This is a genomic window from Flavobacterium collinsii (assembly GCF_902804485.1).
In the GTDB taxonomy this organism is placed as follows: domain Bacteria; phylum Bacteroidota; class Bacteroidia; order Flavobacteriales; family Flavobacteriaceae; genus Flavobacterium; species Flavobacterium collinsii.
On sequence record NZ_CADCST010000097.1, the window covers coordinates 1 to 13,527 of the forward strand.

At 35.3% G+C, this 13,527-nt stretch carries 12 protein-coding genes; 5 read left to right on the top strand and 7 right to left on the bottom strand.

Going from position 1 to position 13,527, the window contains the following annotated elements:
• Nucleotides 1-72 precede the first annotated feature (72 nt).
• The 6 genes from FLA105534_RS14730 to FLA105534_RS14755 all read right to left on the bottom strand — a co-directional run bounded on the left by FLA105534_RS14730 (nt 73) and on the right by FLA105534_RS14755 (nt 6,976).
• Nucleotides 73-1,332, bottom strand: a complete 1,260-nt coding sequence (locus tag FLA105534_RS14730) for an aminotransferase class I/II-fold pyridoxal phosphate-dependent enzyme (protein ID WP_173966881.1) — start codon at nt 1,330-1,332, stop codon at nt 73-75.
• A 241-nt stretch (nt 1,333-1,573) separates the two neighbouring features.
• A complete protein-coding gene (locus tag FLA105534_RS14735) occupies nt 1,574-2,776 on the bottom strand; it encodes a hypothetical protein (RefSeq protein WP_173966882.1) in 1,203 nt (400 codons plus the stop codon).
• A 133-nt stretch (nt 2,777-2,909) separates the two neighbouring features.
• On the bottom strand, nt 2,910-3,641 hold the full coding sequence (ric, locus tag FLA105534_RS14740; protein WP_173966883.1) for an iron-sulfur cluster repair di-iron protein: 732 nt from the start codon (nt 3,639-3,641) through the stop codon (nt 2,910-2,912).
• Nucleotides 3,642-3,652: 11 nt separating this feature from the next.
• Nucleotides 3,653-5,896 (bottom strand): nitric-oxide reductase large subunit, encoded by a 2,244-nt coding sequence (locus FLA105534_RS14745; protein ID WP_173966884.1) that lies wholly within the window; start codon nt 5,894-5,896, stop codon nt 3,653-3,655.
• A gap of 88 nt (nt 5,897-5,984) precedes the next feature.
• Nucleotides 5,985-6,506, bottom strand: coding sequence for an azurin (azu, locus tag FLA105534_RS14750; RefSeq protein ID WP_173966885.1), 522 nt, complete (start codon nt 6,504-6,506; stop codon nt 5,985-5,987).
• Between the two features lie 20 nt (nt 6,507-6,526).
• Nucleotides 6,527-6,976 carry an RrF2 family transcriptional regulator gene (locus tag FLA105534_RS14755; RefSeq protein WP_173966886.1) on the bottom strand — a complete coding sequence of 150 codons (450 nt, stop codon included), beginning with the start codon at nt 6,974-6,976 and terminating at the stop codon, nt 6,527-6,529.
• Nucleotides 6,977-7,179: 203 nt separating this feature from the next.
• Here FLA105534_RS14755 and FLA105534_RS14760 point away from each other — a divergent pair, with 203 nt between their 5' ends.
• Together FLA105534_RS14760 and FLA105534_RS14765 are read left to right on the top strand one after the other, a co-directional pair.
• On the top strand, nt 7,180-7,962 hold the full coding sequence (locus tag FLA105534_RS14760; RefSeq protein ID WP_173966887.1) for an NYN domain-containing protein: 783 nt from the start codon (nt 7,180-7,182) through the stop codon (nt 7,960-7,962).
• Nucleotides 7,963-7,995: 33 nt separating this feature from the next.
• Nucleotides 7,996-9,507, top strand: coding sequence for an FMN-binding glutamate synthase family protein (locus tag FLA105534_RS14765; RefSeq protein ID WP_173966888.1), 1,512 nt, complete (start codon nt 7,996-7,998; stop codon nt 9,505-9,507).
• Between the two features lie 87 nt (nt 9,508-9,594).
• Here the strand turns inward: FLA105534_RS14765 and FLA105534_RS14770 are convergent, their stop codons facing one another.
• Complete coding sequence (locus tag FLA105534_RS14770; protein WP_173966889.1) at nt 9,595-10,002, bottom strand: hypothetical protein; 408 nt, start codon at nt 10,000-10,002, stop codon at nt 9,595-9,597.
• A gap of 470 nt (nt 10,003-10,472) precedes the next feature.
• On the opposite strand from FLA105534_RS14770, the gene FLA105534_RS23830 reads away from it, so the two are divergent.
• The 3 genes from FLA105534_RS23830 (at nt 10,473) to FLA105534_RS14785 (ending at nt 13,402) form a co-directional block, all read left to right on the top strand.
• Nucleotides 10,473-10,709 (top strand): ribosomal maturation YjgA family protein, encoded by a 237-nt coding sequence (locus tag FLA105534_RS23830; RefSeq protein ID WP_246253249.1) that lies wholly within the window; start codon nt 10,473-10,475, stop codon nt 10,707-10,709.
• Complete coding sequence (locus FLA105534_RS14780) at nt 10,706-11,284, top strand: non-canonical purine NTP diphosphatase (protein ID WP_173966891.1); 579 nt, start codon at nt 10,706-10,708, stop codon at nt 11,282-11,284. Before FLA105534_RS23830 ends, FLA105534_RS14780 begins: the two co-directional genes overlap by 4 nt.
• Nucleotides 11,285-11,488: 204 nt before the next feature.
• Nucleotides 11,489-13,402, top strand: coding sequence for a DEAD/DEAH box helicase (locus FLA105534_RS14785; protein ID WP_173966892.1), 1,914 nt, complete (start codon nt 11,489-11,491; stop codon nt 13,400-13,402).
• Nucleotides 13,403-13,527 lie beyond the last annotated feature (125 nt).

Here is a 13,527-nt window from a genome sequence, read left to right on the forward strand (position 1 = left end):
TATTTTTATGTAATAACCTGTATCGCTTTTTTAGGACGAGACACCATATAAGGAATTTATTTCTTTAAAGTTTTACGAAACGTCAACAGTGGTACGTTCAGCGATTTCTTTATAAGTTCCGTTTACTAATTTTTCACGAATGGCTTCAAAAGCAGTTAACGTTTCATCAATATCAGCCAATGTATGAGAAGCTGTTGGAATCATTCTTAACAAAATAATCCCTTTTGGAATTACCGGATAAACAACAATAGAAAGGAAAATACCATAATTCTCTCTTAAATCGTTTACCATTACCATTGCTTCAGGAATACTTCCTTCCAGATAAACCGGAGTAATACAAGTATTCGTATCTCCAATGTTAAATCCTTTTTCTCTTAAACCATTTTGTAATGCGTTTACATTCTCCCAAAGTTTATCTTTAATTTCAGACGAATTACGCAACAACTCCAAACGTTTCAACGAACCAATTGTCTGGATCATTGGTAATGCTTTAGCAAACATTTGCGAACGTAAGTTATATTTTAAGTAATCAATTACTGTTTTATCTGCCGCTACGAAAGCTCCGATATTAGCCATAGATTTTGCAAAAGTCGAGAAGTAAACATCGATATCATCCTGAACTCCCTGCTCCTCACCTGCTCCGGCTCCTGTCTTTCCAAGTGTACCAAAACCATGTGCATCATCCACTAACAAACGGAAATTGTACTTTTGTTTCATTGCAACAATTTCTTTCAATTTTCCTTGTTGCCCACGCATTCCAAAAACACCTTCGGTAATAAATAGAATACCGCCACCTGTTTCCTGTGCCATTTTTGTAGCACGTTGCAGGTTTTTTTCCATACTTTCCAGATCATTGTGCTTGTAAGTAAAACGTTTCCCCATATGCAAACGCACACCATCGATGATACAAGCATGAGAGTCAACATCATAAACAATGATGTCATTTTTAGTCACCAAAGCATCAATAATAGATACCATTCCCTGGTAACCAAAATTCAATAAATAAGCTGATTCTTTCATTACAAAAGTAGCTAATTCTTCTTCTAATTGTTCGTGGTATTTTGTATGTCCAGACATCATACGAGCTCCCATTGGGTAAGCAGCACCAAACTGAATCGCAGCATCTGTATCTGCTTGGCGAACTTCTGGATGATTAGCTAAACCTAAATAATCATTCAAGCTCCAGTTTAAAATATTTTTTCCGTGAAATGTCATTCTAGGACCCAACTCTCCTTCTAACTTTGGGAAAACATAGTAGCCTTCTGCCTGAGAAGCCCATTTTCCTAATGGTCCTTTATTGTCCTGAATTCTTTCGAATAAATCTTTTACCATAATATATTGTGTAGTACTATTTTTATTTTATACAGGGTGCAAAATTAATGATTATTATTCTAAAATCAGGTTTGCCATTTATTTTTCTTGAAAAATAATCGGAATTCAATCTTTATGAAAATTTCTCTTAAAAGCAATATTAATTTTAACAGATTTAAACTTATAAAAAAACCAAAAGTTCATTCCCTTAATTCAAGTCCTAAAAAAAGATAAAATATGATTTTTTGCTCTAAAAAACAAACTAGTCTTTTATTTTAGAACTCATTATTAAAATTAATCCCAAGACCAAAAGCAAGCTGAAAACAAAAATACTCTCGTAATATCCCGAAATCATTCCTCTTCCAAAATAAAGAAGTCCGCCCTGAAAGAAAAGTAGAATCTCTGTTGCCATATATCCCAAAATAAATACTTTTACTCCCACTTTTAAGATAGAAGAATTACCGGAAAGAATATTCTTCTGAAGTAAAATTCCAAATAAAAATCCGGTGATTATTCCTAACGTGGTTAAGTGAATAAAGCCAATCACAAAATTTCTGATTTGATGCGAAACTTCAGTGATATCAGGAATGATCGTCAGTAATTGAATACCAACCTTCAATCCTAAAGAGAAAAGAGTCAAACCATAAACCATTTTTGTGGTTGCATCTAAACTTGCCTTAAAACTAGTTAATTGAGGTCGAAGCATTTTATAGAAACAAACAAAAGCAAACAACTGCAGCACTACACCCAAAGCATTTATGTAGTTTAAAACATTATTTTCTATAAACCAGCGAACCGGAAACAAAACGGTTAAAAGTGTTGAAATAATGAGAAGGGAATAAAATCTTTTGAATTGAATTTCATCTATTTTCTGTTGAAATTGTTTTAAAAACAATGCCAAAACAGCAAACAAAAACCAGCCATTAAACTGAAAATGTATAAAAAACTGTAAGGCAATTTGATAAAAAGCACTTTGTTTGCCAAGTGTACTCACAGCCGGGCCTAGGCACCATACTCCAAAAGTAGACAAAACCATAAACAAAAGAGCCGTTCTTAAAAATCTTAGCGCCGGCGTTTTTTCAATGTCACCATCCTTCCACACCAATCGGCAAAAAACATAACTCAACAAAATATGCAGCGTTGAAAACACAATCGAAAACAATGCATAACCCTGAATAGGAAAGGCAATCATCATTCCGATAATTGAAAATTCTGTCAGCCAAAATAAACGATTGTAAACCGGCTTACGCCTTTTCTCCTTTGAAATAAAAAAATGAACAACCAAAACATAAATTATCAGATAGACCCAGCCCAGCATTGCAACATGAGAATGCGCATGAAGCAGGAAACTGTAGTTTATAAAATCTAAAGAAAAAAGATACATCAACCGCATTAACAATCCAAATAAACAGGCAATCAGAAAGTTAAAAAAACAGCAAATAATCCAGGTTTTTTGAGAATTCATATTATGTTTTTTTTGAGCTAAACCCAATTCATTAAAAGTAACAAATGACAGGCGATTTATATGCGTACAAAACACCGATAATAATCTGTTTATTGACATTTATCGGTGTTCTTCTCATTGTTTATATTTATTTCTATTCTACTTCAGCAAATTCTTTTTCTAAAAGCACTGCTTTTGGAAATAGTATATTATTTTCCAAATGAATGTGTTTGTGCAGGTCTTCTTCAAATTCCTTAAGCATCGCAAAAGTTACTTTGTAAGTTGTACAGGCATCTGCCGAAGGCGTGTAGTTTGTTGTCAAGGAAGCAATTTCCCTAAAACGTTCTCCTTCATTATCATGTTCGTGCATCATCATCGCAATTGGATTTGATACCGTTCCAAATGAAGGCTGATGCAGAATACCGTCAGTTTCTTTCGTTTTTACCATTCTTTTTACAAACGGAAATAAAATTAATTCTTCTTTTTTCATATGCTGAGACAATTCGCCGACGCATCCTATAAACAATTCATTTATTCTAAACAATTCCGGATGGCTGGTACCATGAACCTTGCATAATTTATCTAAAAAAAACAGCAGAGTTTGTGATTTTTCTTCAACATATCTATGATGTGTTTTCTCAATATAATCTGTCAGTAAGTCTAAAGGCCATGAATTAAAGTCGATGACACCATTATTTTCTGATTCTAAAACCTCATAAACACTTTGTATTAAGGCATCAGAATTTATATTTTGTTTTTCGCAGACTTCCGTTACTGTTCTGTTTCCTTTACAACAAAAATCGATTTTATATTTTGAAAATATAGCAGCTGTTCTAAAATCTTCCGCCACAAATGATCCTATTGTTTTGTTTTTTAAATTTTCCATGATAATCAATTTTAAATTTTATTTATTTTATTTTTTAATGTGAGATCAAATACAAACCATGCCATAGTAATAAACCCCATTCCGAAAATAGAATCTCCAATAGCACGAAGCCATTTTAATGTAATCATAGCCGGTTGCTGCATCAATTCTGATGAGCGGGCGTACCACATTCCATGCTCGATGCTTTCAATTGCCTGCCACACTCCAATTGGAAGTAAACTCAATATAGCCATTAAAAACAGTCCTATATTTAGCGACCAGAAAGTAATTTTAAGCAGTTTGTTGTTCCAGTTTACGTTTCTGTATAAACTTCGCAGCACAAACAATACAAGCCCAATTCCTAACATTCCATAAACCCCGAACAAAGCCGTATGCCCGTGAAGTGGAGTTGTATTTAAGCCTTGTACATAATAAAGTGCAATGGGCGGATTAATAATGAATCCGAAAATCCCGGCGCCCAGAAAATTCCAGAATGCCACCGAAATCATAAAATAAATAGGCCATTTATAATCTGCAATCCACTGAGTCGATTTGGAAATTTTATAGTTTTGGTAGGCTTCAAATCCTATTAGGGTTAAAGGCACTACTTCAAGTGCACTGAAAGTAGCTCCCAAGGCCATAATTGCTGTTGGAGTACCTGAGAAATACAGGTGATGAAATGTTCCCAAAATTCCGCCAGACATGAAAATTATGGTGGCAAACAAAACATTTAATGTTGCCGTTTTTGTTTTTAACAATCCCAATCGAACAAATAAGAAAGCCATAACAACGGTTGCAAATACTTCGAAGAAACCTTCAACCCAAAGGTGCACTACCCACCATCTCCAATATTCTGCAATGGCAAGATTAGTTTGTCGCCCCCACATTAATCCGGCACCATAAAACATGGCAATTGCCGCACAAGAAATTAGAAACAAAATGATGAGATTTTTTTCCTGCGTTTTTTTCTTTAGAATTGGAATTAAAGGTCTAACCATCAATGTTAACCATAAAAACAATCCAACTAAAAGAAAAATCTGCCAGAAGCGACCTAAATCAACATATTCATAACCCTGATGTCCAAACCAGAAGTTTTGTACTAAATTTAATTTTTGCATCACACCAAACCATTGCCCGGCCATTGAACCTAAAACAATAATCAATAAGGCGACAAACAAAAAGTTGATTCCGAAGCACTGAAATTTTGGATCTCTCCCTGAAACTGCCGGCGCGATATACAATCCTGTTGCCAGCCAAGCCGTTGCAATCCAAAAAATAGCCAATTGGGTATGCCAGGTACGTGTGACTGCATAAGGCAAAATCTGATCAATAGGAATTCCATACAAACCATTTCCTTCAACACCATAATGCGCTGTTATGATTCCGAATAGCATTTGCAGAATCATTAATAAACTAACGATCCAAAAGTATTTTACAACCAGTTTCATCGAGGGTGTTTTTCCCTGTTTAATTAACGGATCTTCTTTTGGAAGCGGAAATTCTTCTTCCTCTCCTGATTTTGCGTGATAAAAAACTAAGATCCCGATACTCAAAATCAATAAAATAATACTAACTCCTGACCAGGCTAAAAGTTCTTTAGTAGCTTTGTTTCCGACCAATTCATCTGAAGGCCAATTGTGCGTATACGAAATATCCGAATCGGGACGATTAGTAACCGTTGCCCAGGTGGCCCAAAAGAAAAATGCATTCATTTTTTGCATTCTTACTTCATCTTTAATCGAATTTTTCGGAATCGCATATTCTTCTCTCAATTTATCAAACTGAGGATCATTTGTAAACAGCCCTTTATAATATTTACTTAGATTTTTAATTGCTGCCACACGATTTTCAGATATTGCAAGAACACCCGAAGCTGCATCATATCGATTGGTTCGCAAATCTTTTTGCAAACGAACTTTTAATGCTGCTTGTTTCTCAGCATCAAGCTCCTCAAATTTTTTATTAAAATCTTCTTTCGCAAATTTATCCAATATAAAAAGCGCTTCCCGATGCAGCCAATCAGCAGTCCAGTCAGGAGCAACATAAGCTCCATGTCCCCAGATAGATCCTACTTCCTGACCGCCTATACTTTGCCATACATTTTGTCCGTCTTTAATTTCCTGTTCAGAAAAAATAAGTTCTCCACTTTCAGAAATCACTTTCTTAGGAACTGGTGGTGCCTGTTGGTAAATTTCGTAACCATAATAACCCAGTACTGCAAATGATATACTCATTACCAATGCAAATACGATCCATAATTTTTTTTCTCTTTTCATTTCTTTTTGTTTTAATAAAAGACAATTTTATCCTTTATTAGTTTTAAAAAAAACTCCAATCTCATTACCTATTGGAGTTCTTTACTATTTACTCAACAATTAATACACCTTTCATCAAAGCCACGTGACCAGGGAAAGAGCAAATAAACTTGTAAGTTCCTTTTTTATCAATTGTAAATTCGATCGTATCTTCTTCACCACCTCCAAGTAATTTTGTATGGGCAATAATTGAAGCTTTTTCAGATGCCGGAATATAATCACTCGCTTTTGCCTCATTTGCTTTTAAAGCAAAAGCCGCTTCATCTGTTCCTTCCTGAAGGATGACCAAATTGTGTCCCATTGCTTCTTTTGGAATTTTCCCAACATGTTTTAAAGTGAGTTTAATTGGTTTTCCTGCCACAGCTTTCAATTCATTTTTATTAAACTGCATTTGGTCATTTCCTTCAATGACTAAAACATTTTCTACAGTTGCTTCAGGTTGTACACCTTCTGACTCTGTATTATTTACTTCTGTTGGCTGCTCCACTGGCGCCGTTTCTTTTTTTCCGCAGGAAGTTATCGTTAAAAGTCCCATTAGGGCTACTAGTGAAATTTTGGTTTTTGTATTCATTTTAAGGTATTTATTTAATATTATTCGTTTGTAATCAATGTTTTCAAAAAGAAATCACCCGATTTTACCCCTAAAGCAAGCTGTTCTAAAGTTGTTTTAGTAAGCATTTCCAAAAGAAGACCTCTTATTTTTTTAAATTCATGGTGAACGGGACAAGGATGCTGTTCTGAACATTCTTTAAGTCCAATACCGCAGCCTTTGTAAATTTTATCGCCATCTATCGCATCGACAATCTGAATTAATTTTATAGACTTCAGAGCTTCGCCCGAAACTTCAAAACCTCCTCCTACTCCTTTTGCCGAATGTATAATGCCGTTTTTTGTCAAAATCTGCATAATCTTAGCAGTAAATGGCTCCGGTGAATCTATCTCTTTGGCGACGTCTTTTATTCCAACCCTAATACCTTTAGAAGATTTGGTTGCTATAAAAATAGAAGCTCTAATTCCGTACTCACACGCTTTTGAAAACATATACTGATTGATTAATTCTTTACAAATGTATTTATTTTTATTATAAAAGACAAAATTATCTTTAATTAAAATACAGCAAAGAAATTCTTATTTATAACCAAAATAATTAAGACGCTCTAAAACACTTATTCAGCACCAAATTCCTAAAAAACAAATTTTAAGTTTAACTTTGAAAGTACTTAAAAAAAATTAATCTCTAAGACATGCCATTAAGCAACTCAAAAGATTTAAAATTAGCCGTTCTAATTGACGCTGACAATGTACCCTACAGCAATGTAAAAGGAATGATGGAAGAAATTGCGAAATTTGGGACACCAACCACAAAACGTATTTACGCTGACTGGACAAAACCAAATTCTAACGGCTGGAAAGGTGTTTTACTTGAACATGCCATCACTCCTATACAGCAATACAGCTATACTGTTGGAAAAAACTCTTCCGATTCTGCTCTAATCATCGATGCGATGGATTTACTTTACTCCGGAAAACTAGACGGTTTTTGCATTGTTTCCAGCGACAGCGATTTTACACGTCTTGCCATTCGATTACGAGAATCAGGTATGAAAGTAATTGGTATTGGAGAAAAGAAAACCCCAAATTCTTTTATTGTTGCCTGTGACAGATTCATATACATTGAAGTTCTGGACGGCGCTATTCAGAAGAAGAAACCCAAAGTTACAACTACAACCGACACTAAAAAACCGGCCGAAAAACCTACTGAAAAGGCACTTCATAAAATTGACAAACAAACAATCGAGCTTATCGAGGCTACCATTGAAGATATTGAAGACGACGATGGCTGGGCATTTTTAGGAGATGTTGGAAATCTTATTGTAAAGAAAAAACCAGAATTTGACCCTAGGAATTATGGTTTTTCAAAACTTACTCCTATGTTAAAATCACTGACCGATATTCTTGAAATTGACGAAAGAGAGTCGGATAAAAAAGGAATTAAGCACGTTTATGTGCGCCTGCGATTCAATTGATTAAAAATTATTACTCTTTAAATACTTGTAAACATGAGAAAAAAATTCTTCATCTATGGATTCTTATTGTTTCTAATTGTTTTAGCAATTTATCTTTACACGAAACGAGGTTTTTTACTGGTGATTATTCTACCCATATTATTAGTGGTAGGTATCTACAACGCTACTCAAAAAAAACATGCAATTTTAAGAAACTTTCCGGTTTTGGGCTATTTCAGATATTTATTTGAAATGATTGCTCCCGAAATCCAACAGTATTTTATTGAACGATCAACCGATGGAAAACCATTCTCCAGAAACCAGCGCTCTATGGTTTATCAAAGGGCTAAAAACATCGATTCAAACACGCCTTTCGGAACGCAGCAAAATCTGAATCATGACAGTTACGAAGGAATAAAACACTCCATCTTTCCCGCAAAAGTTAACGAGGAATTGCCTCGTGTACTGGTGGGCGGAAAAGACTGCAAACAACCTTATCTGGCCTCACTATTTAATGTTTCGGCAATGAGTTTCGGTTCGCTAAGTGAAAATGCCGTTCGTGCCATAAATATTGGTGCTCAAAAAGGAAATTTCTACCAGAATACCGGAGAAGGTGGTTTAACCGAATTTCATCTTGCGGGTGGCGGCGATATCACCTGGCAAATTGGTACCGGTTATTTTGGCTGTAGAGATGATGAAGGTAATTTTGATCCTGAAAAATTCTCAGAGAAAGCCAATCTTCCAAATGTAAAAATGATCGAAATTAAACTTTCTCAAGGAGCAAAACCTGGCCATGGCGGAGTACTTCCTGCCAAAAAAAATACAGAACAAATTGCCAAAATAAGAGGTGTTAAGCCACATACAATGATCCTTTCTCCTCCCGGACATCATGCTTTTTCAGACAGCAAAGGGCTTATTCATTTTATTGCACAATTACGTGAATTGTCAAATGGAAAACCTATTGGTTTTAAATTATGTATTGGAAATACAGCTGAATTTGAAGCCATTTGCCACGAAATGATCGCAGAAAATATTTTTCCTGATTTTATTACAGTTGATGGTGCCGAAGGTGGTACGGGGGCTGCTCCGCTAGAATTTGCCGATGGTGTAGGAATGCCGTTTGAACCTGCACTAATATTCGTGAACAAAACATTAATTGGTTTAAATATTCGTGACAAGATTCGTATTATCGGAAGCGGAAAGATCATTTCCGGCTACTCCATTCTACATGCCGTAGCCCTGGGAGCAGATATGTGCAACAGCGCACGTGGTTTTATGTTCTCATTAGGCTGTATCCAGGCATTGCGCTGCCATAATAACGAATGCCCAACCGGAGTAGCAACTCAAAACAAAATGCTGATGAAAGGTTTAGTTGTAACCGACAAATCCGATCGTGTGTATCATTTTCATAAAAATACATTACACTCTGCCAATGAACTTTTAGCTGCCGCAGGTAAAAAAAGTTTTAGCGAGGTCGATATCAATATTTTCATGCGTGGTGATGAATTTGGCAATTTATCCGATAATTACTTCCCGGATAACCTAACCAATGTAACAAAACATTAAAACAACAAAAAGCCTCTTTACAACTTTGCAAAGAGGCTTCCTTTTTAAATGTTATCTTTAGATTCGATCTCTAATTGAAAATATAAATTAATTCTGTATCAATTTAGTCATAACTTCTTTGTTTACGATCTCTTTTGCCAGAACAGTATTATCGTTTGCTAAAAAGTAAACATGAAACTGCACACCTTCTTCAACCAGTTCTTTAAAAATTTGATCTTTACCAATCAGTTCTTTCAACAGTTGAGGAAATTTCTCCTGAGCTTCTTGCTTATTAGGTTCAGTTTCCGGCAAATCCGTTTCAAATCGCAATTCAATTTTATTGTCGTTTATATACCCTCTGGCGGTTGTGAGTGTAACATTTTCGCTTTTAAAATTTGCTGCGGTCGCATTGTACGAAGCAACATATTCCTGAAGTTTTTGTTTCGTGTTTTTACAGCTTATCAAAAGCAAAACCAAACTTACAGCAAATAAAACCCTACTTATTCTTCTGATCATAATTTATAGTTTTTAATTTTTAATTTTTTAAAGTCTCAGCAACTCTTCCAAATAGTAATAACTGGCATAATTGATGGAGCAATCAATTTCACTCCCACCTTGTTTGTGATCGGTGGAATGAAGCAGAAAAACCGAATTCATAAAGCCGCTTTGGTACTGTTCTGAAAGTGAAACGGTCCTCTTTTTAGATTTCACACAACACTCATACAACTCTTTTTTAAAAGACCTTTATATAATCGATAAATGTATAAAATAAGTAGAACCCATCCGAATATTTGTACTTTTGTTTACCTAATATAGATAGATACTAACATCTACAATTAAAATTGCAATTGAAAAATAGCCGCATTTATTATTTCATTTTCCTAATAGGAGTCATCTTTCTAGGCCTCTTTTCGAGAAAAATCCCTCAAATTCCGCTATGGCTTGGTGATTTCCTTTATGCTATAATGATCTATCTTTTAATTCGAATGGTGTTTATTTACAAAAAAGCATTCCAAATTATGATCATATCTTTAGCTATTTGTTACACTATAGAATTTCTTCAACTTTATCAGGGAAACTGGATGATTGAACTTAGAAAAACTCTTTTTGGAAGATATGTTCTCGGACAAGAATTTATATGGACCGATCTTGTTTCTTATACTTTTGGCATTATCACTATCTTTAGTATTGAAAAAAATCACCTTAAACCTAAATATTTATGAAACTCGTTTTCGCATCAAACAATTCAAATAAAATCAAGGAAATTCAGAGTATTCTTAAAGGATCTATACAATTATTAAGTCTTTCAGATATTGGCTGTTTTGAAGAAATAGAAGAAACGGAAGATACGATTGAAGGAAATGCAATTTTGAAGGCCAATTACGTAACAGAAAAATACGGATACGATTGTTTTGCAGACGATTCAGGTCTGGAAGTTACCGCATTAAATGGCGAACCCGGTGTGTATTCGGCCCGATATGCAGGCAAACAGCGCAATGCCGATAACAATATGAATAAGCTTTTAGATGCCTTAAAAGATAAGTCAGACCGCAGCGCCCAGTTCAAGACCGTTATTGCCTTAAACTTAAAAGGAGAACAACATTTGTTTACCGGAATCGTAAAAGGGAATATCACTTTGAAAAAAACCGGAGATCAGGGTTTTGGATACGATCCTATTTTTCAGCCTGAAAATTATACACAAACATTTGCCGAATTACCATTGGAAACCAAAAATAAAATAGGGCATCGTGGAAAAGCAACCCAGCAACTAATTGATTTTCTGAATTCAACCAAATAATTGTTTAAAATACAACATTTTAGAGTACAAAATTGATATTTCGTGACGTTTTTTTTTAGAGAATTCTTCAATTTTCGATAAAAATGATTTTACACTAAACATAACTTTTTGATAATCAAATCATAACAAATACATAATTCTTAAAAGAGCATTAGTTTATCTGAATAATTAACAGTAATTTTGCACCCTATTTTAAATACACATATGAATAAATTTGAACAATTAGGATTGAATGAATCGTTACTGAAGGCGATTTTAGATCTAGGATTTGAAAATCCGTCAGAGGTACAGGAAAAGGCGATTCCCCTATTATTGGAAAAAGACACAGATATGGTTGCGTTGGCTCAGACAGGGACAGGGAAAACGGCAGCTTTCGGTTTTCCGCTAATTCAAAAGATTGATGCTGACAACAGAAATACACAGGCATTAGTTTTATCGCCAACACGAGAACTTTGTTTACAGATTACCAACGAACTTAAAAACTACGCAAAATACGAGAAAGGTATTAATGTTGTAGCAGTTTACGGCGGGGCTAGTATTACAGAGCAAGCCAGGGAAATAAAAAGAGGAGCACAAATTATTGTGGCTACTCCAGGGAGAATGCAAGACATGATTAACAGAGGATTGGTTAACATTAAAAACATAGATTACTGTGTACTTGATGAGGCTGACGAAATGTTAAACATGGGATTTTATGACGATATCTGCGCGATCTTATCAGATACTCCAGATGAAAAAAGCACATGGTTGTTCTCTGCAACTATGCCACAAGAGGTTGCCAGAATTGCAAAACAATTTATGAGCGAACCTGTAGAAATTACAGTTGGAACTAAAAATTCAGGTTCAGCAACGGTTTCTCACGAATTTTATTTAGTAAATGCACGTGACCGTTACGAAGCCTTAAAACGTTTAGCCGATGCAAACCCGGATATTTTCTCTGTGGTTTTCTGTCGTACTAAAAGAGATACTCAGGCTGTAGCCGAAAAATTAATTGAAGATGGATACAGCGCTGCTGCATTGCACGGAGATTTATCTCAGGCGCAACGTGATGGTGTAATGAAATCTTTCCGTGGAAGACAAATCCAGATGCTTGTTGCTACTGACGTTGCTGCACGTGGTATTGACGTTGATAACGTAACACACGTTGTAAACTACCAATTGCCAGATGAAATCGAAACCTATAACCACCGTTCAGGTCGTACTGGTAGAGCAGGAAAATTAGGAACTTCTATTGTAATTGTTACAAAAAGTGAGTTGCGTAAAATTTCTTCTATCGAGAGAATCATCAAACAAAAATTCGAAGAAAAATCTATCCCATCTGGAATCGAAATCTGCGAAATTCAATTATTGCACTTAGCAAACAAAATTAAAGATACTGAAGTTGATCACGAAATTGACAACTATTTACCAGCGATCAACAATGTTCTTGAAGGTTTATCTAAAGAAGAATTGATTAAGAAAATGGTTTCAGTAGAATTTAACCGTTTCATTGCTTACTACAAAAAGAACAGAGATATTTCTTCTCAATCTTCAGGAGAAAGACGTGAAAGAAACGATTCTGAACCAAGAGAATTCAACAACAACGGAGCAGTTCGTTATTTTGTAAACATCGGTTCAAGAGATAATTTCGACTGGATGTCTCTTAAAGATTACTTGAAAGAAACATTAGACTTAGGTCGTGATGACGTTTTCAAGGTAGATGTAAAAGAAGGTTTCTCTTTCTTTAACACAGATCCTGAGCATACTGATAAAGTAATGGAAGTATTAAACAACGTACAATTAGAAGGACGTCGTATTAATGTTGAAATTTCGAAAAATGATGGTGGTGGAAGACGTGACCATAACGGACGCAGTGGTGGTGGACGTAGCTCTGGCGGACCAAGAAGAGAAGGAAGCTTTGCTCCAAGACGTGAAGGTTCAGGTGGTGGATTCAGAAGCGACAGAAACTCTGCTCCTAGAGAAGGTGGTTTCAGAAGCGACAGAAATTCATCTGCTCCAAGAAGAGAAGGTGGTTTTAGAAGCTCAGCTCCAAGAAACGAAGGTAGCTCAGACAGAGCACCAAGACGTTCTGAAAGCTTTGGTGATTCACCAAGACCAAGAAGACCAAGAAGAGATTAATAATTTAATTTCATAAAATATAAATCCCAAATTCCAATCATAATTGGAATTTGGGATTTTTTTATACCGAGAATCCTTCTCCTTACCTCTTTTTAGTTAAACACTAAAAGCAATCCTTTTTTGCA